Origin of the sequence: Nocardioides mangrovicus (assembly GCF_003674065.1) — a bacterium.
GTDB lineage: Bacteria > Actinomycetota > Actinomycetes > Propionibacteriales > Nocardioidaceae > Marmoricola > Marmoricola mangrovicus.
Window position 1 is genome coordinate 368,892 of the sequence record NZ_RDBE01000001.1, and the last position, 26,712, is coordinate 395,603.

Annotated in this window: 28 protein-coding genes; 17 read left to right on the forward strand and 11 right to left on the reverse strand. The window is 72.3% G+C overall.

Going from position 1 to position 26,712, the window contains the following annotated elements:
• From D9V37_RS01880 to msrA, 4 genes are all read right to left on the reverse strand, one after another.
• Positions 1–760 (reverse strand): COG4705 family protein (locus tag D9V37_RS01880; protein ID WP_158604345.1); only part of this gene is annotated, 760 nt, incomplete at its 3' end.
• 69 nt (positions 761–829) lie between these two features.
• The gene (locus D9V37_RS01885; protein WP_121804417.1) at positions 830–2,233 is read right to left on the reverse strand and encodes an SWIM zinc finger family protein; all 1,404 of its coding nucleotides are present in this window, start codon (positions 2,231–2,233) and stop codon (positions 830–832) included.
• The gene (locus D9V37_RS01890) at positions 2,230–5,610 is read right to left on the reverse strand and encodes a hypothetical protein (protein WP_121804418.1); all 3,381 of its coding nucleotides are present in this window, start codon (positions 5,608–5,610) and stop codon (positions 2,230–2,232) included. Before D9V37_RS01890 ends, D9V37_RS01885 begins: the two co-directional genes overlap by 4 nt.
• 72 nt (positions 5,611–5,682) lie before the next feature.
• A complete protein-coding gene (gene msrA / locus D9V37_RS01895) occupies positions 5,683–6,333 on the reverse strand; it encodes a peptide-methionine (S)-S-oxide reductase MsrA (protein ID WP_232524684.1) in 651 nt (216 codons plus the stop codon).
• Positions 6,334–6,460: 127 nt separating this feature from the next.
• Here msrA and D9V37_RS01900 point away from each other — a divergent pair, with 127 nt between their 5' ends.
• Genes D9V37_RS01900 through ilvA form a run of 6 tightly spaced genes read left to right on the forward strand, consistent with a single transcriptional unit; the run spans position 6,461 to position 12,360 of the window.
• Positions 6,461–6,868 (forward strand): DUF3224 domain-containing protein, encoded by a 408-nt coding sequence (locus D9V37_RS01900; RefSeq protein ID WP_121804914.1) that lies wholly within the window; start codon positions 6,461–6,463, stop codon positions 6,866–6,868.
• The gene (locus D9V37_RS01905) at positions 6,865–7,350 is read left to right on the forward strand and encodes a 2'-5' RNA ligase family protein (protein ID WP_121804420.1); all 486 of its coding nucleotides are present in this window, start codon (positions 6,865–6,867) and stop codon (positions 7,348–7,350) included. Before D9V37_RS01900 ends, D9V37_RS01905 begins: the two co-directional genes overlap by 4 nt.
• Positions 7,351–7,360: 10 nt before the next feature.
• Positions 7,361–8,524 (forward strand): cystathionine gamma-synthase, encoded by a 1,164-nt coding sequence (locus tag D9V37_RS01910; protein ID WP_121804421.1) that lies wholly within the window; start codon positions 7,361–7,363, stop codon positions 8,522–8,524.
• Positions 8,517–9,833 carry a glutamate mutase L gene (locus D9V37_RS01915; protein ID WP_121804422.1) on the forward strand — a complete coding sequence of 439 codons (1,317 nt, stop codon included), beginning with the start codon at positions 8,517–8,519 and terminating at the stop codon, positions 9,831–9,833. The genes D9V37_RS01910 and D9V37_RS01915 overlap by 8 nt, the downstream gene beginning before the upstream one ends.
• A 9-nt stretch (positions 9,834–9,842) precedes the next feature.
• Positions 9,843–11,141 (forward strand): AI-2E family transporter, encoded by a 1,299-nt coding sequence (locus D9V37_RS01920; RefSeq protein WP_121804423.1) that lies wholly within the window; start codon positions 9,843–9,845, stop codon positions 11,139–11,141.
• 10 nt (positions 11,142–11,151) lie between these two features.
• The gene (gene ilvA, locus D9V37_RS01925) at positions 11,152–12,360 is read left to right on the forward strand and encodes a threonine ammonia-lyase (protein WP_121804424.1); all 1,209 of its coding nucleotides are present in this window, start codon (positions 11,152–11,154) and stop codon (positions 12,358–12,360) included.
• Positions 12,361–12,426: 66 nt separating this feature from the next.
• Here the strand turns inward: ilvA and greA are convergent, their stop codons facing one another.
• Together greA and D9V37_RS01935 are read right to left on the reverse strand one after the other, a co-directional pair.
• Positions 12,427–12,921, reverse strand: coding sequence for a transcription elongation factor GreA (gene greA, locus D9V37_RS01930; RefSeq protein ID WP_121804425.1), 495 nt, complete (start codon positions 12,919–12,921; stop codon positions 12,427–12,429).
• A gap of 229 nt (positions 12,922–13,150) precedes the next feature.
• Positions 13,151–13,555 carry a DUF4307 domain-containing protein gene (locus D9V37_RS01935; RefSeq protein WP_158604346.1) on the reverse strand — a complete coding sequence of 135 codons (405 nt, stop codon included), beginning with the start codon at positions 13,553–13,555 and terminating at the stop codon, positions 13,151–13,153.
• Positions 13,556–13,583: 28 nt separating this feature from the next.
• Between D9V37_RS01935 and mca the strand changes: the two genes are divergently transcribed.
• Positions 13,584–14,471, forward strand: a complete 888-nt coding sequence (mca, locus tag D9V37_RS01940) for a mycothiol conjugate amidase Mca (protein ID WP_121804426.1) — start codon at positions 13,584–13,586, stop codon at positions 14,469–14,471.
• Positions 14,468–14,710 (forward strand): hypothetical protein, encoded by a 243-nt coding sequence (locus tag D9V37_RS01945; protein ID WP_147455839.1) that lies wholly within the window; start codon positions 14,468–14,470, stop codon positions 14,708–14,710. Before mca ends, D9V37_RS01945 begins: the two co-directional genes overlap by 4 nt.
• 18 nt (positions 14,711–14,728) lie before the next feature.
• On the opposite strand, the gene trxA is transcribed toward D9V37_RS01945, so the two are convergent.
• Together trxA and D9V37_RS01955 are read right to left on the reverse strand one after the other, a co-directional pair.
• Positions 14,729–15,097 carry a thioredoxin gene (gene trxA, locus D9V37_RS01950; RefSeq protein ID WP_121804428.1) on the reverse strand — a complete coding sequence of 123 codons (369 nt, stop codon included), beginning with the start codon at positions 15,095–15,097 and terminating at the stop codon, positions 14,729–14,731.
• A gap of 70 nt (positions 15,098–15,167) precedes the next feature.
• Positions 15,168–16,274 carry a DNA glycosylase AlkZ-like family protein gene (locus D9V37_RS01955; protein WP_121804429.1) on the reverse strand — a complete coding sequence of 369 codons (1,107 nt, stop codon included), beginning with the start codon at positions 16,272–16,274 and terminating at the stop codon, positions 15,168–15,170.
• Between the two features lie 73 nt (positions 16,275–16,347).
• On the opposite strand from D9V37_RS01955, the gene paaA reads away from it, so the two are divergent.
• The 7 genes from paaA to paaK are packed head-to-tail and all read left to right on the forward strand — an operon-like array spanning position 16,348 to position 21,705.
• On the forward strand, positions 16,348–17,280 hold the full coding sequence (paaA, locus tag D9V37_RS01960) for a 1,2-phenylacetyl-CoA epoxidase subunit PaaA (RefSeq protein ID WP_121804430.1): 933 nt from the start codon (positions 16,348–16,350) through the stop codon (positions 17,278–17,280).
• Complete coding sequence (gene paaB / locus D9V37_RS01965) at positions 17,273–17,560, forward strand: 1,2-phenylacetyl-CoA epoxidase subunit PaaB (RefSeq protein WP_121804431.1); 288 nt, start codon at positions 17,273–17,275, stop codon at positions 17,558–17,560. Before paaA ends, paaB begins: the two co-directional genes overlap by 8 nt.
• Positions 17,560–18,444, forward strand: a complete 885-nt coding sequence (gene paaC / locus D9V37_RS01970) for a 1,2-phenylacetyl-CoA epoxidase subunit PaaC (protein WP_121804916.1) — start codon at positions 17,560–17,562, stop codon at positions 18,442–18,444. Before paaB ends, paaC begins: the two co-directional genes overlap by 1 nt.
• Positions 18,445–18,455: 11 nt before the next feature.
• Positions 18,456–18,935, forward strand: a complete 480-nt coding sequence (gene paaD, locus D9V37_RS01975) for a 1,2-phenylacetyl-CoA epoxidase subunit PaaD (RefSeq protein WP_232524685.1) — start codon at positions 18,456–18,458, stop codon at positions 18,933–18,935.
• Positions 18,936–18,939: 4 nt separating this feature from the next.
• Positions 18,940–19,986: a 1,2-phenylacetyl-CoA epoxidase subunit PaaE gene (gene paaE, locus D9V37_RS01980; RefSeq protein ID WP_121804432.1), complete on the forward strand. Its 1,047-nt coding sequence runs from the start codon at positions 18,940–18,942 to the stop codon at positions 19,984–19,986.
• A complete protein-coding gene (gene paaI / locus D9V37_RS01985) occupies positions 19,979–20,371 on the forward strand; it encodes a hydroxyphenylacetyl-CoA thioesterase PaaI (protein WP_121804433.1) in 393 nt (130 codons plus the stop codon). Before paaE ends, paaI begins: the two co-directional genes overlap by 8 nt.
• Positions 20,372–20,397: 26 nt before the next feature.
• Complete coding sequence (gene paaK, locus D9V37_RS01990; protein ID WP_121804434.1) at positions 20,398–21,705, forward strand: phenylacetate--CoA ligase PaaK; 1,308 nt, start codon at positions 20,398–20,400, stop codon at positions 21,703–21,705.
• A gap of 3 nt (positions 21,706–21,708) precedes the next feature.
• Here the strand turns inward: paaK and D9V37_RS01995 are convergent, their stop codons facing one another.
• Positions 21,709–22,341: a TetR/AcrR family transcriptional regulator gene (locus tag D9V37_RS01995; protein WP_121804435.1), complete on the reverse strand. Its 633-nt coding sequence runs from the start codon at positions 22,339–22,341 to the stop codon at positions 21,709–21,711.
• Here D9V37_RS01995 and D9V37_RS02000 point away from each other — a divergent pair.
• Positions 22,340–24,298 (forward strand): thioredoxin domain-containing protein, encoded by a 1,959-nt coding sequence (locus D9V37_RS02000; RefSeq protein WP_121804436.1) that lies wholly within the window; start codon positions 22,340–22,342, stop codon positions 24,296–24,298. The two genes, D9V37_RS01995 and D9V37_RS02000, sit on opposite strands and share 2 nt — an antisense overlap.
• Here the strand turns inward: D9V37_RS02000 and D9V37_RS02005 are convergent.
• Together D9V37_RS02005 and trhA are read right to left on the reverse strand one after the other, a co-directional pair.
• Complete coding sequence (locus D9V37_RS02005) at positions 24,284–25,006, reverse strand: hypothetical protein (protein WP_121804437.1); 723 nt, start codon at positions 25,004–25,006, stop codon at positions 24,284–24,286. The two genes, D9V37_RS02000 and D9V37_RS02005, sit on opposite strands and share 15 nt — an antisense overlap.
• A gap of 105 nt (positions 25,007–25,111) precedes the next feature.
• Positions 25,112–25,855: a PAQR family membrane homeostasis protein TrhA gene (gene trhA / locus D9V37_RS02010; protein ID WP_232524686.1), complete on the reverse strand. Its 744-nt coding sequence runs from the start codon at positions 25,853–25,855 to the stop codon at positions 25,112–25,114.
• A gap of 65 nt (positions 25,856–25,920) precedes the next feature.
• Between trhA and D9V37_RS02015 the strand changes: the two genes are divergently transcribed.
• Positions 25,921–26,697 (forward strand): isoprenyl transferase, encoded by a 777-nt coding sequence (locus D9V37_RS02015; RefSeq protein ID WP_121804438.1) that lies wholly within the window; start codon positions 25,921–25,923, stop codon positions 26,695–26,697.
• Positions 26,698–26,712: the final 15 nt, after the last annotated feature.

Here is a 26,712-nt window from a genome sequence, read left to right on the forward strand (position 1 = left end):
GTCCGGGAGACGCGCGGGGGCCCTCGACGTCGGCGTGGGTGAGCGCCAGGTAGCCGACCAGGGCGGCGAAGAGGACGAGCCCGAGCGCGGTGACGGTGCCGTCGCCCCAGCCGTGGCCGCCCGCCGCCGGCTTCTTGCCCAGCCAGTCGGCCACCGACGCGCCGAGCGGGCGGGTGAGCACGTAGGAGGCCCAGAACGCGATGGTGGCGTCCAGGCCGCAGCGCCAGAGCACGAACGGCACCACGATGAGCACCCCGAACAGCACGATCGACCAGGCGAAGCCCAGGCCCAGGTCGATCGCGGTGGTGTCGCCGAGCGCCGTCCCGAGTCCGAAGGTCAGCAGCACGGTGCCCCAGTAGAAGCGCTCGCGACGGCTGGTGGTGATCGAGTGCACCGACAGCGTGCCCTCGCTGCGCCGCCACCAGGCCAGCAGTCCGCACAGCAGCACCAGGTAGATCGTCGCGTCGACGTAGTACGGCGTGCCCAGCGCGACGTGCGGCCCGTCGGCGATCATCGTCCCGAACAGCGCCACCATCAGCACCGTCACCCAGTAGCGCACGGGGTGGTAGGTGCCGGCGCGCAGCTGCAGCCACAGCGCGAGGAAGAACCCGCCCACGCCGACCGCCGCGGCCAGCGGGATGCTGACCACACCCAGGAAGTCCGAACCGGACTCCCCGATGCCGGTGGTGAGCAGCTTGACGACCCAGAAGAGCAGGAAGACGTCGGGCACCTTGGGGGCGCGGAACACGCGTGGAGTCACGATGTACGACGGTAGGAGCGCGATGCTGACGCCTACCTGACGACTCGGCCGTCCGCCGCTGACGGCCTCTCAGTCGTGCCGCTCGTGCCGGTCCACCCTGTCGTGGTCGGCGCGCAGGCACAGGACCACCGCCAGGATGTGCTTGCAGGGCCCTCGAGCACCGGCGTGCTCGCGCTCCCAGGCGCAGGCGCACTGCAGGCCTGGCGGGTGCGCTGTGAGAGTGGCCGGGGTGGGGTCGCTCGCCCGCGCCCTGACCTCGTAGACCGCCTCGCGGCTGCCGAGGACCGTCCAGCCATCCGGCCCCTTCGCGCGGACCCGGTCCTGATCGACCAGCCGCTGGGCCGCCGCCAGTCGGGGGTTGCGCCGAAGAACCGTGCCTACCTCGACCGGCAGCTCGCGGTGGAACCATGCGCTCTCGCTCAGGTCGTACCCGAGCCGTCCCGAGGCCGCCAGCCACGCCAGTCCTGCGGTCACCTCGCCCGACTCCAGCCCGCTCTCGCGCGTCAACCGGTCGGCGTCGACGGTCGGCTCCCAGCCCAGTAACGACAACAGCTTCTCGCCCATGGTCTCCGCCGCAGGGTGGCTCAGCCACATCAGCAGGCCGCCCTCACCGGAGAACCCTCTGAATGGCCCCGGGCTGAGGACCAGGGTGAGACGGGCTCCGGGAAGCTCGAGGACCCACGCCGCCGCGCCTCCTGGCGAGACGTACACGTCGAGGCGGTGGGCGTACCGGAGCACTCGCTCGGCGCCGCGCAGTCGGCTGGCGCCGGGCAGTGGAATCGCACGGGGCAGCGGCTGTGCGGACGTTCGCCAGCCTGCTGGTGTCGGCAGTACCCACATCGACGGGCCGGGCGGCGCGATCCGCGGCAGCGCGCCGAAGAGTCGGTGGATCGCCACCCCGACCAGCGAGCCGCGATGCTCCATGACAGCAGTGATGCCGGGCACCTCCGCGAAGCCACGCACCCACCGGTCGGGGAGGTTGACCTTGCGCTCCGCGTGAGTGGCACCCGGTGTCGAGGCGGCGAGTCCGTCGTGGCCGACGACCAGGTGCAGGGCCTCGGCCCGTGTCGTGCGAGCCAACGCGGTCCGCAGCGGCTGGTTGATGTCGACGTTCGTGGTGCCGAACCCGACGTCACTGCTGCCGAGACCTTCCCGGAGCACGTCGAGCCGCGCGTGGACGCCGTTGCAGGCAGAGAATGACTCGAAGCGCAGCACGTCGCCGCCGGCGGTGACGACCGGGTCGAGGTTGGCCAGCCGTTGCGCGAGCCCGAAGTCCGCGTAGCGGGTGCCCGCGACGTCGGCCACCGCGAGCAGGCCGGCGGCGACCACGTCGGGGCGGACCAGGAACCCGCTGAAGAAGCTCGGGTTTTCGACCGGGCCCTCAGGTGTCATGCCGAGTCCGGTGGCCAGCGTGAGCATGGCCCCCTCGACGCTCGCCACCAGCGTCGATTCGGCGCGGTACTCGTTCGTCACGGTGCCGCCTTGCGCTCGGCGCCGGCGACCAGGGCACGCGCAGCTCCGTGGGCCTTCGTGTTGCCCTTCGATGCGGCGAGCGTGCTGATCGACTCCGGCAGCACGGGATCCGGCACCTCATCGACCCAGCCCGCGAGCTGGGTGAGCAGCTGCCCGACGTCCGGCTTGCGTCGCGGCTCGGCGCACAGTGCGCCGGCCAGGGGGAGCAGCAGCGGCCAGATCTCGCTGAGGAGGCCGTCGTCGCCGAGAGCCTGGGTCGACGCCAGTAGATGCGTCAGGTCGAGCGTGCCAGCGTGGTAGCGCTCGACGCCGACATCGAGGAACGTCACCGGATCCACGCGGCCATGGCCGATGGCGCACCTGGCGCCTCTCAGCGGATCGCCGTGGGGGTAGGAGGTCGCCCTTGCCATCGTTCGCAGCAGCTCGTCGTGCAGTGCCGGACCGAGGCGACCAGAAGCGTGGGCCGGGAAGAGTGCAGTGGTGGTGGCGGCACCCGATCCGCCGGCGTAGGCGTGCGACCCAGCCACGCGCTCACCCCAGGTTGGCGCGACGCGCAGCAGTGCTGCCGCTGACGCCGACCGGGAGATGTCGTCGTCCAGCTCGACACGAGCCAGGGCCCGGCATCGGGAGAACGGCACGGGCGCCGAGCTCGTCCTTACCCAGCTGCCGTCCTCGACTTTGGTGTGGACAGGCCCGAGCCCACCCTCTGCGACCCACTGCCGTAGGAGCGCGATCGCGTCCCACGACTCCTCGCCTCCCGGCGTGGTCAGCTCCGGGGTGGTCCGCACCTCGAGCCCGTCCAGCTCGCCGAGCCGCCCCGGATCGATCGGGCGCAGTCGGTGGAGCGCCTGCACGAGGTCCAGCGGGCCGACCGTGCGTCCCGCACTCTCGCGAAGCCGCGCGAGGAGGTCGTCGAAATCCAAGGTGAAGTCGGCGAAGGTCGGCACGGCGAGCAGGACGTCGTTGTTCTCGGCGTTGAGGATCGCCTCGAGCACCCGCAGGTACACAACGGTGTCGTAGGCCTGGGGGAGATAGCGCGCGACCAGTAGTGGCTCGGTGTCGATCTCCTCGACGCCGGTGGCCACGGCCAGCGGCGAGTCCGCGGCCAGCAGGCGGGCGAGAACCGGCGCTCGTGTGAGCCAGTCGTGGTCGTCGGGCAGCTGCTCGGGATAGTCGGCCGTGGTGTATGCGAACTGCTCGATGTCTCGGTGGGCGTCCCTGTCAGCACGCGACAGTCGCCGGATCACGTCCCGGGACCCGACGGATCGGAGAGCGAGACGCCAGTAGGCCCGGGGCGTGGTGACGCCCCTGGCCCAGGTGAGCACCGCGCCTCGGTCGGTCGTGAGCCGATGGCCGCTGGAGGGCAGCGACGTCGCGACCAGCGAACCGCGAACCCGGTCGGGACCGTGCTCGGCGATGCCGGTGACCACGCTGAGCACGGTGATCTCGTCCTCGGCCGCCGGCGTTTGGGTGACGTACTGCCGATCCCGCGCAACCTGCTCGGGGTCGTGACACCAGACGTGCACCTCAAGCGGGTGCTGACGGGTGTCGAGCACGCAGCGGGCCAGCTCGACGAGGTCGTCGGCCCGCGCCGTCCTGTCGTCCTTGACCGGTGTCTCGGCCGGAAGCGGTCGGGCCACGACCTGCTGCCACAGCCCGCGGGGCATCTTCGGTGCAGCAACGGGATGGTCTTGGGCCGCTCGCAGGTCCGCCAGCCAGATGTCCGGATCTGCGACCCGGGCGAGGGCGGCACCGAGACGTCGCACCTCCTCCTGCGCACTGGTCCGGCCGGGCGCAACGGCGAGGGCGGTCAGGTGCGGCGGCAGCGCGAGATCGACGTCGTCTGGGACCTCGATCGCGTACTGCCCCACCATCCGGAGGAAGAGATGCAGCCCGGCGGGTCTGCGGGCCAGTTCGCAGCAGCGGTCGGCGACCCAGAGCGCGACAAGGTACGCCTGGCGCATCCCGCCCCCGAGGAACAGGTCCTCGAACGCCCTGGTGGTTTTGCTCAGCGAGAGGCCGGTGGCGCTGATCAGTCGGTCGAGCGGGGGCAGGAGGACCGCTGGCCAGTCCTCGCCCTCGGCCATCGAGGTCAGCAGGTCGCGGATCGACTGGTCGAGCTGCTCCTGGGAGTCGTACCTAGCCTCGCGGCTCAAAGTCCGGTCCAGCGTGGGGGGATCGCGCCGGTCCCACCAGGCGCCCGGATGCGTCCTGGGCGAGGCCGTGGGGGTCAGTGCCCACAGTCCCGTCGATGACGGCGACGGCTCCGCAGTCACGGCCGCGTCGAGGCGCTCCATCGCCGCGGCGACGTCGGCGGCGAAGCGGACGTCGGGGTCGGCGGCCAGGACGCCGAGCGCCTCGACCAGGGCTTCGGCATTGAAGCGGTCAGCCAGCACGCCCTTCGTGAGCTCGGTCAGGAGCCGCTTCTTGTGCAGCTTCTCGCGCGTCGAGACCAGCAGGGTCAGGTCGAGGAGCTCCTCGGCAGTAGTGGTGAGCGTCAGCGCGTGGGGGAGAAGGGCTTTCATGACTGCCGACTTGGTCGTCGCCATGACGCCCATCAGGTAGTCCAGCCCGCCGGGGATCTCGGCGGTGGTCAGCGTGAGCGCCTGCAGCGACGCGGCCATCACCTTCTGTGCTCCGGGTCGGTGCCGGCTGGTGAGCGCGGTCAGCAGGGTCTCGAGCAGCTGGTCACGGTCGAACACACCGCGCTCGACGCCAATCGGGAGCGCGTCCGCGATCCACTCGTCACTGCCGCAGTGGTCGGAGGCCAGGAGGTGGTACATCAGATCGGGCAGCAGTGGGTCCCGATCAAGCCACTCCCCGACGGGTTCCCGTCGTGTGTAGGTCGCGTCGACGTAGTTCCAGGTGATCGGGGCACCACTCGACCACGACGAGAGGAAGGTCTCGCCGGATGGGCAGGGCAGGCCATGGTGCACCACCGCGGCACGGACGACCTCGGCGTGACCACTGGTGGCCGCAGCCTCAGTGACGAAGTCCTGGACCCAGGCCGCGTCCTTCTCCCACAGCGCGTGGACCACGTGAGCGGTCTGCTCATCTCGATCCCAGAAACCCCCGGCGAGTCGCTGCGCCGCGGTGACCGGACCGCACAGCTCGATCGCGGTGATAGCCAGGATCGTGTGGGCTGCCGAGAACCGGTCCCACCGGCCTTCGTCTCGCGCCCGGTCGTACTCTCCCGTCTCCGGGTCCGTCGCCGGCCTGAACTCCGTGTCGTCGAGCTCGCTGACCCAGCGCTGGTTGGACGCGAACCACGCCTTGGCCTCGCGCCGCTCCTCGCCGTGAAGCCCGTGAACGACCTCCCAGCCCGCCGTGATGTCGCCCGCCCTCAAGGCAGGCAGCAGCTTCTCCTTGAGCCCCACCAGGTCCCCCGTTGATCCGCCTGTGCCCGCCGATTGTGCACGACCGCAGGTGACCGCGGAGGCGAAACGGAACTACTCGCGGGGGACCTTGATGCCCGTCGCGGAGTGGCAGCGGTAGCCGAAGGGGTTCTTCAACAGGTACTGCTGGTGGTGGTCCTCGGCGTAGAAGTACTCGGTGTCGGTGGCCGGGCGGATCTCGGTGGTGATCTCGCCGTAGCCCTGCTCGGTGAGCAGCGGCTGCAACCGGGCGCTCACCTCGCGGGCGACCTTCTCCTGCTCGGGGGTCTCGTAGTAGATCGCCGAGCGGTACTGGGTGCCGACGTCGTTGCCCTGGCGCATGCCCTGGGTCGGGTCGTGCACCTCGTAGAAGGTGGCGACGAGGTCGGCGTAGCCCACCTTGCTCGGGTCGTAGACGACCCGGACGGCCTCGGTGTGGCCGGTGCGGCCGCTGCAGACCTCCTCGTACGACGGGTTCGGCGTGGTGCCGCCGGCGTAGCCGACGGAGGTGGACCAGACGCCGGGCACCTGCCAGAAGATCTCCTCCGCGCCCCAGAAGCAGCCCAGCCCGAACAGGGCGACCTCGAAGCCCTCGGGCACCTCGTCGGTGACCAGCGGGGTGTGCAGCGCCTTGTTCTCGGCGGCCAGGGTGAAGGTGCGCTCGGGGCGGCCGGGCAGCGTGTCCTCGGGGCCCGGGAGGGTGGTCTTGGTGCGGTTGAACAGCACGTTCGGTCCTTTCGCAGACGACACCACGCACAACACGCGGCAGCGGCGGATCGTTCCCGGCAGCGGGCTCGGCGCCCGTCGCGTTCCTCCAAGCCGGATGTCGGTGGCCGCGCCTAGCGTGGGCCTCATGCAGGCAGCCGCGACCTTCGAGGTCACCGAGTTCCGTCCCGTCGAGTACACCAGCCCGATCGACACGGGGACGCCCGTCGGTCAGGCCGTCATCAGCAAGCAGATCTCGGGGGCGATCCAGGGGCGGTCGGTGGCCCAGTTCGCCGGCGCCTACGACCAGGCGAACGGCCGCGGCAGCTATGTCGCGCTCGAGACCTTCGAGGGATCGATCGACGGCCGCAGCGGCACGCTCGCCTTCGCCCACACCAACACCACCGGCGGCCGCGACGCCGCGCGGGACCATCACCTGCTGATCATCGTGCCGGGCAGCGGCACCGCGGACCTCGCCGGCATCGAGGGCACCGGCGCGCTGCAGGTCGACGACGACGGCACCCACCGGCTCACGCTCGACTACGAGCTGGGGTGAGCCCCTTCGTCGTCACCCTCGCCATCGAGGACGACGCCCAGACCCGGTTCGACGCCGAGCGGCGACGGCTGTTCCCGCGTACCCAGGTGGGTGCGCACGTGACGCTCTTCCACGCGGTGCCCGGCGAGGTCGACGTCGTCCCGGCGCTGCGATCGGCCGCCGACCGCCCGAGGTTCGAGGTCCGCGTCAGCGAGGTGATGGGACTCGGGCGCGGGGTGGCCTACCGGCTGGAGTCGGCCGAGCTGGGCCGGGTGCACGCCGAGCTGCGCCAGGTGTGGTCGTGGCACCTCACGCCGCAGGACGCGCAGGGCTTCCGGCCGCACGTGACCGTGCAGAACAAGGTGGCGCCCGAGCTGGCCCGCCGCACGATGGCCGAGCTGAGCGCGGAGTTCGCGCCCTACGCGGTCGGGGCCGTCGGCCTCGACCTGTGGCGCTACGAGGGTGGTCCGTGGTCCCACGTGGAGCGATGGTCGTTCGGGTGAATACCGTGGCGTGGTGAGCCAGACAGAACGCGAGAAGACCGGCTTCGAGACGCGGGCGATCCACGCCGGCTACGAGCCCGACCCCACCACCGGTGCGGTGATCCCGCCGATCTACGCCACCAGCACCTACGCCCAGGACGGCGTCGGCGGGCTGCGCGGCGGCTACGAGTACTCGCGCTCGGCGAACCCCACGCGCACCGTGCTCGAGGCCAACCTGGCCGCGCTGGAGGAGGGGGAGCGCGGGTTCGCCTTCGCCAGCGGCCTGGCCGCCGAGGACGCGGTGCTGCGCGCGCTCACCGAGCCCGGCCAGCACCTGGTCATCCCCGACGACGCCTACGGCGGCACCTTCCGGCTCGTCGACAAGGTCGCGGGCCCGTGGGGACTGCGGCACACGCCGGTGCAGGTGGCCGACCTCGACGCCGTGCGCGCAGCCGTCGAGCCCGGCCGTACCCGCATCGTGTGGGCCGAGACGCCGACCAACCCGCTGCTCAACATCGGCGACATCGAGGCCCTGGCCGGCATCGCCCACGACGCCGGCGCCCTCCTGGTGGTCGACAACACCTTCGCCTCGCCCTACCTGCAGCAGCCGCTGACGCTGGGTGCCGACGTCGTCGTGCACTCCACTACCAAGTACGTGGGCGGTCACTCCGACGTCGTCGGCGGTGCCGTGGTGGTGCGCGACCTCGACCTGGCCGAGCGGATCGGCTTCCACCAGAACGCGATGGGCGCCGTGGCCGGGCCGTTCGACGCCTGGCTGACGCTGCGGGGCATCCGCACGCTGGCGCTGCGCATGGACCGGCACTGCGACAACGCCGAGCAGGTCGCGGCCTTCCTCGACGTCCACCCCGGTGTCACGCAGGTCTACTACCCGGGCCTGCCCGGCCATCCCGGCCACGAGGTGGCGGCCCGGCAGATGCGCCGCTTCGGCGGCATGGTCTCGCTGCGGGTGGCCGGCGGCGAGGAGCAGGCCCTAGCGCTGTGCGAGCGCACCCGGATCTTCACGCTGGGGGAGAGCCTGGGCGGGGTGGAGTCGCTCATCGAGCACCCGGGCCGGATGACGCACGCGTCGGTGGCCGGCACGTCGCTGGAGGTGCCGCCCGACCTGGTGCGGCTCTCGGTGGGGATCGAGACCGCCGAGGACCTGCTGGCCGACCTGGAGCAGGCGCTTGGCTGATCGTGTGGTGTGCGTCGACGTCGGGTCGACGTGGACCAAGGCGGCGCTGGTCGACCTCGACGCCGCCGAGCTCGTGGCCACCGCGGCGCACGAGACCACGCTGGCCACCGACGTGCTCGACGGCGTGGCCGGCTGCCGCTCGGCGCTCGGGGACGAGCGCTCGCCGGTGCTGGTCTGCTCCTCGGCCGGCGGGGGACTGCGGATCGCGGTGCTCGGCAACGAGGAGCTGGTGACCGCCGAAGCGGGCCGGCGGGTGGCGCTCTCCAGCGGCGGGAAGGTCGTCCACGTCGCCGCGCTGGCCTCCGGCGACGACCCGATGCCGGCGCTGGTCGAGAGCCGGCCCGACGTCGTCCTCCTGGTCGGCGGCACCGACGGCGGCAACGCCGAGGTGCTGCTCGCCGGGGCTCGCGCGCTGGCCGGCTGGGCCGGGCCGGTCGTGGTGGCCGGCAACGCCGAGGTCCGTGCGGACGTCGAGCGGCTGCTGGCCGGTGTGCCGCACGTGGTCGCCGACAACGTGATGCCGCGCATCGGCGTCCTCGAGCCGGCGTCGGCGCGCGCGGCCGTGCGGCAGGTGTTCCTCTCCCACGTCATCGGCGGCAAGGAGCTCAGCCGCGGGGACGCCTTCGCCCGGCTGGTGCGCGGGGCCACGCCCGACGTCGTGCTGGCCGGGATCGAGCTCCTCGCCGCCGGGGCGGGCGTCGACGTGGCGGTGGTCGACGTCGGGGGCGCCACCACCGACGTCCACTCCGTGGTCCGGCTCGACCCCGAGGACGCCTCGCTGGGCCGCGACGTCGTCGCCCCTACGCCGGTCACCCGCACCGTGGAGGGCGACCTCGGCATGCGGTGGAGCGCCGTCACCACCGCCGAGGCGGGCGCAGCGGCCGGCTTGTGCGAGGCGGACCTGCTGGCCGCCGCCCAGCAGCGGCAGGACGATCCGGCGTGGCCCGGCGGCGACGGCGCCGACCTCGCGCTCGCCCGGGCGGCCACCGTGCTCGCCGTCCGCCGACACGCAGGTCGCTCGCGCGTGGTGGTCAGCCCCGAGGGCCGGGTGGTCGAGCGCAGCGGCACCGACCTGCGCGAGGTCGACGTGCTCGTCGGCTCGGGCGGGGTGCTGCGGCACGCCGCTCCCACCGACGCGCAGGCGGTGCTGGGCGCCGCCACCGGCACCGACCCCGAGGGCTGGCAGTACCCGCGGTCGCCGCGGCTGGTCGTCGACCACGACTACGTGCTCGCCGCCGTCGGCCTGCTGGCCGAGAACCACCCCTCCGTGGCGCTCGCGCTGGGCGGACGTCGACTGTTGGAGGCCTAGTCTGGCTGGATGGACACGTCCCGGCGCCCCCTGCTTCGCCGCTTCCGCCCGCAGTGGGAGGCAGAGGCGCAGTCGGTCTCCGAGCGCCCCCTCGTCCGGGTGCGCGACGAGGCCGATCCTGTTCCGGCCCGTGTCCCGTGGGGTGTCGACACGGCTGCGGCCTGGGCCTGGCGCCTGCTGGTCATCGCCGCGGCGACCTACGGCGTGCTGTGGCTGCTGGGCTACTTCATGGTCATCGTGCTGCCGCTGGTCGTGGCCATGCTCATCTCGGCGCTCCTGGCACCGGTCGTCACTCGCCTGGAGCGCATCCACCTGCGGCGCAAGTTCGGCGCGCTCGTGGTGGTGCTGGTGACTGTCGGCGTGGTCGCGGTGCTGCTCGGTTTCGTCTCCTCCCAGGTCGCGAACAGCATGAACGACCTCTCCGACTCCGTGGTCAGCGGCGTCGGCAAGGTCCAGGACTGGCTGCGCACCGGCCCGCTGCACCTGTCGGACAAACAGCTGCAGAACGCGCTCAACGAGCTGCAGACCAAGATCCAGGAGGGCGGCGGCAGCCTGCTCGGTCGGGTGGGCGAGGTCGGCACCACCTTGGCCGACGTCGGCGCCGGCATCGTGATCACGCTGTTCGCGACCTACTTCTTCCTCGCGGACGGGCGCCTCATCTGGACCTTCGTGGTCCGGCTGTTCCCGCGCGTGGCGCGCGAGAGCGTGGACTCCTCGGGTTACGTCGCCTGGCGCTCGCTGACCCAGTTCGTCCGCGCCACGGTGATCATCGCCGCCACCGACGCCATCTTGATCATGATCTGGGGAGCGGTGCTCAAGCTCCCCCTGCTCCTGGCCATCGGTGTGGTGGTGTTCCTCGGCGCCTTCGTCCCCATCGTCGGTGCCTTCGTCGCCGGCGCCGTGGCCGTGCTGGTGGCCCTGGTCGACCAGGGTTTCGTGACGGCGCTGTTGATGCTGCTGGGCGTCGTGGTGGTCCAGCAGATCGAGTCCCACGGTCTGCAGCCGTTCTTGATGGGACGGTTCGTCTCGGTCCACCCGCTGGGCGTGATCATGGCCGTGGGCGCGGGCGTCCTCGTCGCCGGCGTGCCGGGCGCACTGGTGGCCGTGCCGCTGGCAGCGGCGTCGAACGCGGTCGTCCAGCACCTGGCCGCGCGCACGGAGGTCGGTGACGACGCCGACGAGGCCGCGCAGGATGATCCGGACACGCCCGATCCCGATACCGATACCGATACCGATCCCGATCCTGCGGCAGACACGACGGAGCGCACCGCGGGCCTCGAGGAGGGCTCGGGGACCGCCCGGTCCTAGGGTGCGGCCCATGACAGTGACCCTCGACGACGTCCGGGCCGCGCAGCGGCTGCTGGAGGGCACCTCGGTCCGCACGCCGATGGTGGAGTCGCGGTGGCTCACCGAACGGCTCGGCGGGCCGGTGCACCTGAAGTGCGAGAACCTGCAGCGCACCGGGTCGTTCAAGATCCGCGGCGCCTACAACCGGATGTTCCACCTCACCGAGGAGGAGCGTGCGGCCGGCGTCGTGGCGGCCTCGGCCGGCAACCACGCGCAGGGGGTGGCGCTGGCCGCGCAGCTGCTGGGCATCAAGGCCACGATCTTCATGCCCGAGGGTGCCCCCATCCCCAAGCTCAACGCCACGCGCGGCTACGGCGCCGAGGTGATCTTCCACGGGCCCTACATCGACCAGGCGCTCGAGGAGGCCCAGCGGTTCTCCGACCGCACCGGCGCGGTGCTGATCCACCCGTTCAACCACGAGGCGATCCTGGCCGGGCAGGGCACCTGCGGGCTGGAGATCCTCGAGCAGGCCCCCGACGTCGCCACCGTGCTCGTCCCGCTCGGCGGCGGTGGGCTGATCGCCGGCTCGGCGCTGGCCATGAAGGAGAGCGGCGCCGACCTCCGGATCGTCGGCGTGCAGGCCGCGGGTGCGGCCGCCTGGCCCTCGTCGCTGCAGGCCGGCCACCCGGTGCCGCTGCAGGAGATGAAGACGATGGCCGACGGCATCGCGGTCGGGCGTCCCGGCGACGTGCCGTTCGCGGCCGTCGAGCACTACGTCGACGACATCGTCGTGGTCTCCGAGGACTCGCTCTCGGCCGCGCTGGTCGGCGTCCTGGAGCGCGAGAAGCTGGTCGTGGAGCCCTCCGGCGGCGCGGCGGTGGCGGCGCTGCTCGACGCTCCGGACGCCTACGCCACCCCGGTGGTCGCCGTGCTCTCGGGCGGCAACGTCGACCCGCTGCTGATGGGCAAGCTGATCCGCCACGGCATGGCCGCGGCCGGCCGCTACCTCTCGCTGCGGGTCCGCATCCCCGACACCCCCGGGGGCCTGGCCCGGCTGCTCACCGAGCTGGCCTCGCTGGGCGCCAACGTGCTCGACGTCGCCCACGAGCGGGTCTCCGACCAGCTCAGCGTCGACGAGGTCGACGTGCAGGTGCAGCTGGAGACCCGCGGTGCCGATCACGCCGAGCGCGTGATCGAGCGGCTGCGCGAGCTCGAGTACGTCGTCAGCCGAGGCCGGTGACGGTTCCCCACGGTGCCGTGGTGAACCGTCAGCGGCGGGCGTCGTCGCCGCCGCGTCAGTCCAGGATCAGGCCTCGTAGGGCGCGGCCTCGACGACCACGACCTTGAGCTGCTTGCCGTTGGGCGCGGTGTACTCGACGGTGTCGCCGACGCGGGCGCCGATGAGCGCGGAGCCGAGCGGCGACTGCGGGCTGAAGACCTGGATGTCGTCGGAGGCCATCTCGCGGGCGCCGAGCAGGAAGGTGTCGACGTCGTCGTCGCCGTCGAAGCGGTAGCTGACCTTGAAGCCGGGGGAGATGGTGCCGTCGTCGGCGGCCTGCCCGACCTCGGCCTTCTCCAGCATCTGCTGCAGCTGGGCGACGCGGCCCTCGAGCTTGGCCAGCTCCTCGCGGGCGGCGTGGTAACCGCCGTTCTCCTTCAGGTCGCCCTCCTCGCGGGCGGCGCTGATGCGCGAGACGATCTCCTCGCGCTGCGGGCCGCGGAGCTCCTCGAGCTCGGCCTTCTTCTTCGCGTAGGCGTCCTCGGTCAGCCAGATGGTCTCCCGCTCGTCGGACTGCGTCATGGCACGACCTCCTTCGTGTGGTGCACGGCCACCCGTGGGCCGGTGCTGAGTCAGTGATGCGCCCCGGTGGGGGCGCATAAGTGAAGGAGTTTACCGCCCGCGACACTCAACCGGTCAAAACGGGCTCGGTGTGACCGAAACTCTTCACGTTGCGCGTTTCTGGACCCGAATCCGGGGGGTTTTGCCGGGCACCCGGCAAAACCCCCGCCGGCCGCCGCGCCCCGCACCCCTACCTCTCCGAGCACTCCGCCACGTCGACGGCGGTGGCCTCCCGCTCGGTGCGGACCACCACGCTCACCGTGCCGGCCCGCCGGACGGTGACGCTGCGCTCGCCGACGACGGCGTGGTCCGAGGCGGTCGCCTCGACCACGCACTCGCCGTGGACGAACCGGTCGCGCAGCCGCACCTGCACGGTGATGTCGACCCGGTGGGAGGAGCGGACGTCGTAGCCCTGCACCCCGGCGGAGATCGCGGGGTTGGAGTGGAACCACGCCGCCCACGCCAGCCAGCCCAGGCCCGCGCCGGCGACCACGATGGTCACCACGACGAGCACCAGGCGTCGCAGCGGGCGGTGCGTGCCGTAGCGCGCAGCGAGATCGGCGTCGGCACCGCGGCCGACCTGTGCGCCCTCCACGCACAGGAGGGTACGGACCCCTCCTACGATGGAGCGTGTGGCCTTGAGGTTGATGCACGTGCACGCGCACCCCGACGACGAGTCGAGCAAGGGCGCGGCGAGCACGGCCATGTATGTCGGCCAGGGCGTCGACGTGCACGTCGTGACCTGCACCGGCGGCGAGCGCGGCTCGATCCTCAACCCGAAGATGGAGCGCCCCGACATCCTCGAGCACATGCCCGAGATCCGGCGCCGCGAGATGGAGGCGGCCCGCGACATCCTCGGCATCCGGCAGGACTGGCTGGGCTTCGTCGACTCCGGGTGGCCCGAGGGCGACCCGAAGCCGCCGCTGCCCGAGGGCTGCTTCGGGCTGGTGCCGGTGGAGGAGGGCGCGGCGCCGCTGGTGCGGCTGATCCGCTCGTTCCGTCCGCACGTGCTCACCACGTACGACGAGAACGGCGGGTACCCCCACCCCGACCACATCCAGTGCCACAACATCTCGGTGCGCGCCTTCGAGGCGGCCGCCGATCCCACCGCCTACCCCGAGGCCGGGGAGCCGTGGCAGGTGCTCAAGCTCTACTACCAGCACGGCTTCAACCGGCCGCGCACGCAGGCGCTGCACGACGCGATGCTCGCGCTCGGGCTCGAGTCCCCCTGGGCCGAGCGGCTGGCGGAGTGGAAGCCCGACCCCGCGCATGACGCGCGGATCACCACGCAGGTCCCGTGCGCGGACTGGTTCGGCGTCCGCGACATGGCGCTGATCGCCCACGCCACCCAGATCGACCCCGACGGTCCGTGGTTCCAGGTGCCGCTGGAGGTGCAGAAGGAGGTCTGGCCGACCGAGGACTTCGAGCTGGTCACCGCGCACGTGCAGACCTCGCTGCCCGAGGACGACCTCTTCGCCGGCATCCGCAATACGAAGGCGGAGGAGGCATGATGGGTCCCGTGACGCCGTTCTTGACCCTGATGGCCGACAAGGTGCCCAGCGACAACAGCGTGGTCGCCGGGTGGGGCGGCTTCGCCGTCTTCGTCGGCCTCTGCCTGGCGGTGGCCGTACTGGGCATCAGCCTGGCCCGGCACCTGCGCAAGGCCCGCCAGAACTTCGGGGTCGAGGAGGTCGGCTCCTTCAAGGACAGCCCGAAGCGGCTGGACCAGGAGCGCACGCCCGACGCCTGAGCGGCGCCGGGCCGGGCCTCAGCTCTCGGTCTGCTGCGCGGCGATCTGGGCGCGGACCTCGTCCATGTCCAGGCCCTTGACGGCGGTGATGACCTGCTCGAGGCCGGCGGGCGGCAGCGCGCCCGGCTGACTGAAGACCAGCACGCCGTCGCGGAAGGCCATCAGCGTCGGGATCGAGGTGATGTTGGCGGCGGCCGCCAGCTGCTGCTCGGCCTCGGTGTCGACCTTGCCGAACACGACGTCGTCGTGGGTCTGGCTAGCCCGGTCGTAGGTGGGCGCGAACTGGCGGCACGGTCCGCACCAGGAGGCCCAGAAGTCGACCAGCACGATGTCGTTGTCCGTGACGGTCTGCTCGAAGTCGGCTGAGGTCAGGTCCACGGTGCTCATGGGGGGTCCAGCACCGGCGGCGCGGCGAGCATTCCCGGCGCGGTCTCGGGCTGGTCGCCGAGTGAGATCCTCAGCGGGCGGGCTCGTCATCGCGATCGAGTCCGAGGAACGCGGCCAGCGCCTCGATCTCGGCGTCGACCTCCCCGCGGACGTCGTCGCCGAAGGGCTCGTCCTCGTGGAGCGCGGTGACGCGCAGGAGGCCGGCTTTCGGGTCGGCCGTGGCGTCGAGCTTGCCGATCAGCCGGTCGCCGACGAGCACCGGCAGCGCGTAGTAGCCCCAGCGCCGCTTGGCGGCGGGCTTGTACATCTCCAGCTGGTAGTCGAAGCCGAACAGATCGGTCATCCGCTCGCGGTCGAAAACCAGCCGGTCCAGCGGCGAGAGCAGGGCGACGCGCGGCTCGAGCGGCTGGTCGAGGTAGGCGGGGTCGACTCGCCACCGGCCGCGCAGCCCCTCGACGGTGCAGGCCTCACCGGCCTCGCCCAGGTCCATCGCCTCGCCCGGGTTGGCCGGACCGCCGCGGCGGGCGACGCCGAGCGCACGTAGTCGGCGTGCGCCGCGCTCGGCCCGCGCCTCCTGCAACGGCACCGGCGGCTCGTCGGGGTAGACCCGCTCGGCGAGGTCCCACAGCCGGTCGCGGCCCTTGACGTGCCCGGCCACGGCGATCTCGCCGCGCGCCTCCATGAAGTCCAGCAGCCGTACGACGTTCTTGGCGTTGCTCCAGCCGCTGGAACGCCACGGCACCGCGCAGCTGTCGGGCAGGTCCCGAGCCGGCGTCGGTCCCGCGTCGGCGATCCGGGAGAGCAGGTCGCGGCGGCAGGCGTCGTTGGCCTCGACCCACTCGGCGCTGTGCTCCTGCCACGGCTGCAGCGCGCCGGTGCCGGGCCAGCGCGCCATCTCCTCGCGGTAGAGGGCGATGTCCTCGGCCGCACGCACCTGGCCGCGCAGCTCCACCAGTGCGGGGGTGTCGAGCGCGTCGGCGAGGTCGCCCTGGGCGTACGCCGGCCCGAGACGGCTCCACATCACCAGCTCCTGGCTCGGCGCCACCGCCCGGACCGCGTCGACGTCGACGGCGAAGAGGTGGCGCACCACCTCCAGCAGGTCGCCGGGCCGGTCGGCGCCGAGCAGCTGCGCCCGCACGGCAACCCGCCGTGCCTCGGCCCTGGTGAGCTCGATCACGACGACATCTTGCCCCGGGGGCGACACCGTGCGATGATTTACCGACCGATCGGTCAGTAAGTAGGGAGGCTGCGTGACCACGCTGCAGGAGCAGTTCGACGCCACCGTCGCGCACAGCGACCGGATCGAGCCACGGGACTGGATGCCCGAGGGCTACCGCAAGACCCTGGTGCGTCAGATCGCCCAGCACGCGCACTCCGAGATCATCGGGATGCAGCCGGAGGGCAACTGGCTCACCCGCGCCCCCTCGCTGCGGCGCAAGGCGATCTTGCTGGCCAAGGTGCAAGACGAGGCGGGCCACGGCCTGTACCTCTACTCGGCCTGCGAGACGCTCGGCGTGAGCCGGCTCGAGCTCACCGAGATGCTGCTGGCCGGGGCGCAGAAGTACTCCTCGATCTTCAACTACCCCACGCTGAGCTATGCCGACGTCGGCACCATCGGCTGGCTGGTCGACGGCGCGGCGATCTGCAACCAGGTGCCGCTGTGCCGCACCTCCTACGGCCCCTACGGCCGCGCCATGGTGCGGATCTGCAAGGAGGAGTCCTTCCACCAGCGGCAGGGCTACGAGCTGCTCACCACGATGATGCGCGGCACCGACGAGCAGCGCGCGATGGTGCAGGAGTCGGTCGACCGGTTCTGGTGGCCCGCGCTGATGATGTTCGGCCCGCCCGACGCCGACTCGCCCAACACGGTGCAGTCCATGGAGTGGGGCATCAAGCGCAACACCAACGACGACCTGCGTCAGCGGTTCGTCGACATGAGCGTGCCGCAGGCCGAGGCCCTCGGCGTCACGCTGCCCGATCCCGCGCTGCGCTGGAACGACGAGCGTGGTCACCACGACTTCGGCGAGCCGGACTGGGAGGAGTTCATGGCCGTGGTGAAGGGCAACGGCCCCTGCAACGCCCAGCGCATCGCCCACCGGCGCCGCGCCCACGACGACGGCGCCTGGGTGCGCGAGGCGGCGCTGGCGTTCGCCGAGAGGTCCGCGGAGGAGTCGCGTGCCTGAGACCGAGTGGCCGTTGTGGGAGGTCTTCGTCCGGGGCAAGCGAGGCCTCAACCACGTGCACGTCGGCTCGCTGCACGCCGCCGACGACGAGATGGCCGTGCGCCATGCCCGCGACGTCTACACACGTCGCAACGAGGGGGTCTCGATCTGGGTGGTGCGCTCGACCGACGTGACCGCCTCCAGCCCGGACGAGAAGGACCCGATGTTCGCGCCCAGCGGCGACAAGGTCTACCGGCACCCGACCTTCTACGCCATCCCCGACGACGTCCCGCACATGTGATGGCGCACCCGACCCCCGACCCCAACGACGACGGCGGCAGCGTCTACGACGGCCTGCTCGAGCACCACGAGGTGGCCGGCGACGACTCCCAGTGGGCCTTCGGCACCGACTTCGAGGATCCGCTGGCCGGCATGGACACCACCGTGCCCGACGACGTCGACGCCGCCGAGCTGGCGACGTACTGCCTGCTGCTCGGCGACGACGCCCTGGTCCTGAGCCAGCGGCTGGCCGAGTGGTCCAGCAACGCGCCCGACCTCGAGGAGGACATCGCGCTGTCGAACATCGCGCTGGACCTGCTCGGCCAGGCCCGGCTGCTGCTCGCGCGGGCGGCCGCGGCCGACCCGGCCGTGGTGCCGGCGCTGCCGGAGGGCTCGCCGGCGCCGGTCGAGGATGCGCTCGCCTTCTTCCGCGACGCCGCCGACTTCCGCTGCACCCGCTTCGTCGAGGGACCCAACGGCGACTTCGCCCAGACGATCGCGCGGCTGCTGCTGTTCGCGACCGTGCGGCTGGCCGCCTTCGAGCGGCTCGGCGACCACGCCGACCCGGTGCTCGCCGCGATCGCCGCGAAGGGCGTCAAGGAGCTCACCTACCACCGCGACTTCGCCGGTCGCTGGTTCCTCACGCTCGCGCAGGGCACCGAGGAGTCGCGGCGCCGGCTGCTGGCGGGCCTGGCGCAGGTGTGGCCGCTCTACCCCGAGCTGGCCGAGGCCTACGACGTCGGACCCGAGGTCGACGTCGTGCTCGACCAGGTCTTCGCCGTCTCCGGCGTCGAGCGCCCGGAGGCGGGCCGACGCGTCGGCGGCGAGCACCACACCGAGGCCCTCTCGCGGCTGCTGGCCGAGATGCAGTCCGTGGCCCGCGCGCACCCCTTGGGCGTGTGGTGAGTGGAATCGGGGTGAGCACCGCTCTCGAGGTCGCCGCCTCGGTCACCGACCCCGAGCTGCCGATGCTGACCCTGGCCGACCTCGGCGTGCTGCGCGAGGTGCGCGAGGACGCCGACGGAGTCGTCGTCACCATCACGCCCACCTACTCCGGCTGTCCGGCGATGGCGACCATGCGCGACGACCTCGTGCACCGGCTGGCCGACGCCGGCTACGCGGCCCGCGTCGAGGTCTCGCTCACCCCGGCGTGGAGCAGCGACGACATCACCGCCCACGGCCGGGCCGCGCTGCGCGAGCACGGGCTGTCCGTCCCGGGGCCGGCCCCGCAGGGCCCGGTCACGCTCAACCTGCTGCCCACCCGCCGCGCGCTGACCTGTCCGCGGTGCGGGTCGGCCGAGGTGTCGCTGACCTCGGAGTTCGGGCCGACGGCGTGCAAGGCGCTCTACCGCTGCATCGACTGCCTCGAGCCCTTCGAGCACATCAAGGAGATCTAGCCCGATGCCGGCCACCTTCCATGCGCTGCGGGTGCGCGACGTCGAGCTGCTCACCGACGACTCCGCTGCGGTCACCTTCGAGGTGCCCGACGACCTCGCCGCCGAGTTCGCGTTCGTGCCCGGGCAGTCGCTGACGCTGCGTCGCGGCGACGAGCGCCGGCAGTACTCCATCGCCTCACCGGCCGGCTCGATGCTGCGCGTCGGCGTCCGCGAGATCCCCGAGGGCCTTTTCAGCCAGTGGCTGGTGCGCGAGCTGCGGCCCGGCGACGAGGTCGAGGTGCTGGCCCCCGGCGGGCGGTTCTGCCCCGACCCGGCGATGCTCGAGGGCGGGCGGCACCTGTGCATCGCGGCCGGCTCGGGCATCACGCCGATGCTCTCGGTGGCCGCCAGCGTGCTGGCGGCCGGCGGGGAGGTCACGCTGCTCTACGGCAACCGCACCTCCGGCTCGGTGATGTTCGCCGAGGAGCTCGCCGACCTGAAGAACCGCTACGGCCCGCAGCTGCAGCTGGTCCACGTGCTCAGCCGCGAGCCGCGCGAGGTCGACCTCTTCAGTGGCCGGCTCGACGCCGAGCGGCTGCGGCGACTGCTCACCACCGTCGCTCCCGCCGGCCGCGCCGACCACGTGTGGCTCTGCGGACCGCACGCCATGATCGAGGACGCCCGCGAGGTGCTCGACGAGCTCGGCGTCGCCGCCGACCGGGTGCACTTCGAGCTGTTCTACGTCGACGCCCCGCCGCCGGAGCTGGAGCGGCCCGACGTCGAGGTCAGCGGCGCGACCGTCGAGGTGACGGTGGTGCTCGACGGGTCGTCGGCCACCGCGTCGCTGCCCGCCTCGAAGAGCGTCCTCGACGGCGCGGCCGTGATGCGCTCCGACCTGCCGTTCGCCTGCAAGGGCGGCGTGTGCGGCACCTGCCGGGCCAAGGTCACCGCGGGCGAGGTCGACATGCGCCGCAACTATGCGCTGGAGCCGGCCGAGGTCGACGCCGGGTTCGTGCTGACCTGTCAGTCCTACCCGCTCGGCGAGGCCGTCACGGTGGACTTCGATGCCTGAGACCGCAGAGATGTGGGCCTCCGACGCCGCCTCGCGCATGCTCGGCATGGAGCTGCTCGGTCAGCACGACGGCACGGCCTCGGTGCGGATGCGGGTGCGCGAGGACATGGTCAACGGCTACGGCATCGCCCACGGCGGGCTGGTGGCCTCGCTCGCCGACAGCGCCTTCGCGCTGGCCTGCAACTCCCGCGGAGTGGTCACCGTGGCCGCCGGGTTCGAGGTGTCGTTCCTGGAGTCGGCCCGCCTCGACGAGGTGCTGGTCGCCACCGCACGCGAGGTCGCGCTGCGCGGTCGCTCGGGGATCTACGACGTGCAGGTCGTGCGCGAGACCGACGAGGTCGTCGTCGCGGTGTTCCGCGGCCGCAGCAGAGCACTGAAGAAGTAGCTGAAGAAGCAGAGCGGAGTACGCCCATGCAGGACCTGAGCCCACGCCCCGGCGACCTGGAGCCGATCGAGACCGCCTCGCTCGACGAGCTGCGCGCCCTACAGACCGAGCGGCTGCGCTGGTCGGTACGGCACGCCTACGACCACGTGCCGCACTACCGCGCGTCGTTCGACGCCGCCGGGGTGCATCCCGACGACGTCCGCGAGCTCGCCGACCTGGCGAAGCTGCCGTTCACCGCGAAGGCCGACCTGCGCGCGAACTACCCGTTCGGCATGTTCGCCGTGCCCCGCGAGGAGGTGGTGCGGGTGCACGCCTCCTCGGGCACCACCGGCAAGCCGACCGTGGTCGGTTACACCGCCGACGACGTCGACACCTGGGCCACCGTGATGGCGCGCAGCATCCGTGCGGCCGGCGGCCGCACGGGCATGATGCTGCACAACGCCTACGGCTACGGCCTGTTCACCGGCGGGCTCGGCGCCCACTACGGCGCGGAGAAGCTCGGTTGCACTGTGGTGCCGGTCTCCGGCGGCATGACCGAGCGGCAGGTGCAGCTGATCTGCGACTTCGAGCCCGACATCATCATGGTGACGCCGTCGTACATGCTCTCGGTGGTCGACGAGATGGAGCGACAGGGGATCGACCCGCGGCAGACGTCGCTCAAGGTCGGCATCTTCGGCGCCGAGCCGTGGACCAACGACATGCGGCGCGAGATGGAGCAGCGCCTGGACATGCACGCCGTCGACATCTACGGGCTCTCGGAGGTAATCGGCCCGGGCGTGGCCAACGAGTGCGTCGAGACCAAGGACGGCCTGCACATCTGGGAGGACCACTTCTACCCCGAGGTGATCGACCCCATCACCGGGGAGGTGCTGCCCGACGGCGAGGAGGGCGAGCTGGTCTTCACCTCGCTGACCAAGCAGGCGATGCCGGTGGTCCGCTACCGCACCCGTGACCTCACCCGGCTGCTACCCGGCACCGCGCGCACGATGCGGCGGATGGAGAAGATCACCGGCCGCACCGACGACATGATCATCCTGCGCGGGGTGAACCTGTTCCCGACCCAGATCGAGGAGCTGATCCTCTCCCTGCCCGCGCTCTCGCCGCACTTCCAGTGCGTCCTGGACCGCGACGGCACCCTCGACGCGATGACGGTCCTGGTCGAGCGGCGCGAGTCGGCCTCCGACGACGACGGACGGGTCGCCGGGCTCGCGCTGCGCGAGCGGGTGAAGGCGACCATCGGGGTCAGCGTGGGCGTCGAGGTCGTGCCGCCCGAGACCGTCGAGCGCTCGGTGGGCAAGATGAAGCGGATCGTCGACCGGCGACCCACGCGCTGAGCGTCAGCGGTCCAGCCCCTCGAACGCCAGCGCCGACACCGCGTCGGCGAGCTCCTGGCGCGAGACCTGCCGGTCGGTGCGGTACCACTCGACGAGCGAGTTCACCATGCCGAAGAGCAGCCGGCTGACCACGCCTGCGTCGAGGTCGCGACGCAGCGCCCCCTCGTCGACGGCGGCGCGGACCAGCAGCGCGAGGCCGGCGTCGATGTCGCGGCGGCGTCGCAGGGCGGCGCGCTCGGTGTCGGAGTTGCCGTGCACGCGCAGCAGCAGGGTGACGGCCGGCTGGTGATCGACCAGCACCTCGACGCTGCGGCGCACCACGTTGCGCAACCGGTCGTAGGCCGACCCCTGGCCCGCGGCGGCCGCGGCCACGGTGGCCTCCAGCTCGTCGAGAGCCTCGTCGAGCGCGAGCGAGAGCAGCTGCTCCTTGCTGTCGACGTGGTGGTAGACCGCGGACTTCGTCACGCCGAGCGCGTCGGCGATGTCGCCGATGCTGGTGGCGTCGTAGCCCTTGCGGTTGAACAGGTCGATCGCCGCGGCCACCACGGCGGCCTGGTCGTGCCCGGGCCGCCCCCGCCTGGGCCCTGACGCCGCCTCGCTCACCGGGCGAGCCTTCCACACGTAGGTTCGGGGCATGCCCAACCGTCTCGCCGCCGCGACGTCGCCGTACCTGCTGCAGCACGCCGACAACCCGGTGGACTGGCAGGAGTGGGGGCCTGACGCGTTCGCCGAGGCACGCGAGCGCGGGGTGCCGGTGCTGCTCAGCGTCGGGTACGCCGCGTGCCACTGGTGCCACGTGATGGCCCACGAGTCGTTCGAGGACGAGGCGACGTCCGTCTACCTCAACGAGCACTTCGTCAATGTGAAGGTCGACCGTGAGGAGCGGCCCGACGTCGACGCGGTCTACATGCAGGCCACCCAGGCGATGACCGGGCAGGGCGGCTGGCCGATGACGTGCGTGCTCGACCACGACGGCAACCCGTTCTTCGCCGGCACCTATTTCCCCGACCGGCCGAGGCACGGGCAGCCGGCGTTCACGCAGGTGCTCACGGCGCTGGTCGACGCGTGGGAGAACCGGGCCGAGGAGGTGGCCGGGGTGGCCGAGCGGATCCGCGCTCACCTCCAGGGCGCGGTGGTGCCGGCCGGCGCCGACCCGATCGACGCGGCGGTGCTCGAGGCGGCCGCGGCGACGACGGAGCGGGAGTTCGACGCCGTCCACGCCGGGTTCGGCGGGGCGCCGAAGTTCCCGCCGTCGATGACGCTGGAGTTCCTGCGGCGGCGCGGCCCGTCGGCGGTCGTCGACCGGACGCTCGAGGCGATGGCCCGCGGCGGCATTTTCGACCAGCTCGGCGGGGGCTTCGCCCGCTACTCCGTCGACGCCGGCTGGGTGGTGCCGCACTTCGAGAAGATGCTCTACGACAACGCCCAGCTGCTCGGCCTGAACGCCCGCTGGGGGACGCCGCTGGGCGACCGGGTGGCCCGCAGCACCGCCGACTTCCTGCTGGCCGAGCTGCTCACCGAGCAGGGCGCCTTCGCCAGCGCCCTCGACGCCGACAGCGACGACGGCACCGGTCACGCCCGGGAGGGCGCCTTCTACGCGTGGACCCCTGCGCAGCTGACCGGGGCGCTCGGCGACGACGCCGCGTACGCCGCCGACCTCTACGCCGTCACCGACGCCGGCACCTTCGAGGACGGTGCGTCCACGCTGCAGCTGCTGCGCGACCCCGAGGACCCCGAGCGCGCCGAGAGCGTCCGTCGCCGGCTGCTGGAGGCCCGCACGTCGCGGCCCCGACCGGCGCGCGACGACAAGGTTGTCGCGGCCTGGAACGGCCTGGCGATCAGCGGTCTGCTCGACGCCGGGCTGCGGCTGTCCGAGCCGGCGTACGTCGAGGCGGCGGTGCGCTGCGCCGGGTTCGTGTGGCAGACCCACTGGGTCGACGGCCGGTTACGACGGGCGAGCCGCGACGGCGTGGTCGGTGCGAACGCCGGGGTGCTGGAGGACTACGGCTGCCTGGCCACCGCGTACGTCGAGCTGGCGGCGGCCACGGCCGACGGCGTCTGGCTGGAGCGGGCGCGTGAGCTGCTCGACGTCGTCGTGGCGCACTTCGCGGTCGGGGACGGCGCCTGGTTCGACACCGCCGACGACGCCGAGCGGCTGGTGACGAGGCCGCGCGACCCGGCCGACAACGCCAGCCCGTCGGGCCACTCCTCGCTGACCCACGCGCTGCTCGAGTACGCCGCGCTCACCGGCTCGGGCGAGCACCGCGAGCTGGCCGAGCGGTCGCTGGCCGCGGTGGTCGAGATCGCCCGACGTGCGCCGCGCTTCGCCGGCTGGTCGCTCGCGGCGGCGCAGACCGCGCTCGACGGGCCGGTGGAGGTGGCCGTGGTGGGCCCCGACGACGAGGCCCGTGCTGCCCTCACCAGGGCCGCGCGGACCATCCCCGGCGCCGTCGTCGTGGCCGCCGAGCCGGGCACGCCGGGCATCGCGCTGCTCGAGGCCCGCGACACCGTCGACGGCCGTGCGGCCGCCTACGTGTGCCGGCACCTGGTGTGCGAGCGGCCCGTGACCGACCCTGCGCTACTGCGTGGGTGACGCGCTCGCCGTGGCCGAGGCGCTCGGCGATGTGGTGGCGGACGCCGAGGTGCTCGGGGTGGGGGTGCTCGACGCCGTCTGGTCGGGGGTGGCGCTCTGCGACGGCGTGGCCGAGGTGGTCGGCGAGGAGGAGGATGACGACGAGGCGCTCTTCGAGGGCTCCTCGCTCGGGGTGACGCTCGGCGTCGGCGTCGGGCTGGAGGAGGAGTGGGTGCCGCCGTGGAAGGCGTTGCTCACCGTGGACGGTCCGCTGCCCTCGAGCGACTGGCCCGAGACCAGCTCGTAGCCGGTGACCAGCACGGCGGTGATGGCGAAGAAGACCCCGGTGGCGACCGCGACCGACTTCCAGCCGATGCGGCTCCACACCGAGGGCGTCGACTCCTCGACTCCCTCCTCAACTGCCTGCTCGGCCACCTCCGGCACGTTGGGCACGTCCTGCGCGCTGGTGCGCCACGTGATGGTGGTGGGCAGCATCTCCTTGGTGCGGGCCACGACCTCCTGCGTGCGGCGGATGGAGGCCTGGTAGATCGCACTGGCCACGGCGGAGACCAGGCTGACCAGGGCGGCGCCGATGATCGTGCCGGTGGTGCCGAGCCGGGCACCGAGCACGGCGGCGGTCGCGGCGGCGGCCGAGCCGCCGACCAGCTGGGTCAGCGACAGGCCGAGGAACGGCTTCTTCGGTGGGGCTTCTTGCTTCTCGTCAGGCATGCGTCACAGGGGTCGGGATCGATGGGCGCTCCCAACCTAGGACGTCCGGCAAGGCCTCGACGTTCCGGCTCCGCTCGGGGTGTGAGAGGGCTAACGCGAGTCCGATCAGCGCAGCCGGTAGGTGGCGATCGAGGCGGCGACGTAGTGGCAGGTGAACGCCGCGATGGTCAGCGTGTGGAACACCTCGTGGAAGCCGAACCAGGTGGGGAACGGGTCCGGCCGCTTGAAGCCGTAGACCAGCCCGCCGACGGTGTAGAGCGCGCCACCCACGATGACCAGCGTGGTGACCGCGGCGCCGCCGGCCACGAAGTCGTGGGCGTAGAAGATCGCGGCGTAGCCCAGCGCGATGTAGACGGGCGTGGAGACCCAGCGCGGCAGGTCGGGCAGGAACAGCTTGATGAGGACGCCGAGGATGGCGCCGGTCCACACCACGCTCAGCATCACGACGCGGTCGGACCCCTTGAGCAGGATGAGGGTGAACGGCGTGTAGGAACCGGCGATGAGCAGGAAGATGTTGGAGTGGTCGAAGCGCCGCAGCAAGGTGGCGGCGCGCGGTGACCAGGTGCCGCGGTGGTAGACCGCGCTGACCGCGAAGAGCAGCAGCGCGGTGGCGGCGAACACCGAGGAACCGACGCGTGTGGCGGCCGTGGGGGAGAGCGCGATGAGCACCGCGCCGGCCGCGATGGCCAGCGGCGTGGTGCCGGCGTGCAGCCAGCCGCGCAGCTTGGGCTTGACCTCGGCGGGCACCCGCGCGTCGACCTGGGCGCCCACCCGGGCGCGGATGCCCGGACGCGGCGCCACGCGCATGGCGGCGCGAGGGTCGCGCTGCGTCGCGGTCTTCTCCGGCATGCGGAGAAATTACCGGCTCCGGCGCTGCAGTTCACGCCCGGCGGCGGCGAGTACAGTCACACGTCGTGGCGGACTGGAAGCAGGCCCTGCGCCGGGTGCTCTACCCGGCGTACGAGGCCCGGGTGGTCCGCCGCCTCCCCGCGGAGCTGCTGCCGCGCCACATCGGCGTCATGCTCGACGGCAACCGGCGCTGGGCCAAGGCGGTCGGGGCCGACACCGCGCACGGCCACCGCGCGGGCGCGGCCAACATCGAGCCGCTCCTGGGCTGGTGCGAGGAGGTCGGCGTCCAGGTCGTGACGCTGTGGCTGCTCTCCACCGACAACCTGAACCGCCCCAGCGAGGAGCTCGACGCGCTCCTGCCGATCATCGCCGACGCCGTGGAGACCCTCGCCGAGCAGCGCCGCTGGCGGCTGCACCCGGTGGGCGCGCTCGACCTGTTGCCCACCGACATCGCCGAGCGGCTCAAGGTGGCCGCCGAGGAGACCCGCGAGGTCGACGGGATGCTGGTCAACGTCGCCGTCGGCTACGGCGGGCGCCGCGAGATCGCCGACGCCGTCCGCTCGCTGCTCTCCGAGCACGCCGAGCGCGGCACCTCGCTGGAGGAGCTGGCCGAGTCGATCGACGTCGAGCACATCGCCTCCCACCTCTACACGCGCGGCCAGCCCGACCCCGACCTGGTCATCCGCACCTCCGGCGAGCAGCGGCTGGGCGGGTTCCTGCTCTGGCAAAGCGCCCAGAGCGAGTTCTACTTCTGCGAGGCCTACTGGCCCGACTTCCGCCGGGTCGACTTCCTCCGGGCGGTCCGGGCGTACGCGCAGCGGGAGCGGCGGTACGGGGCCTGAGCCCGGCGGCGGGGG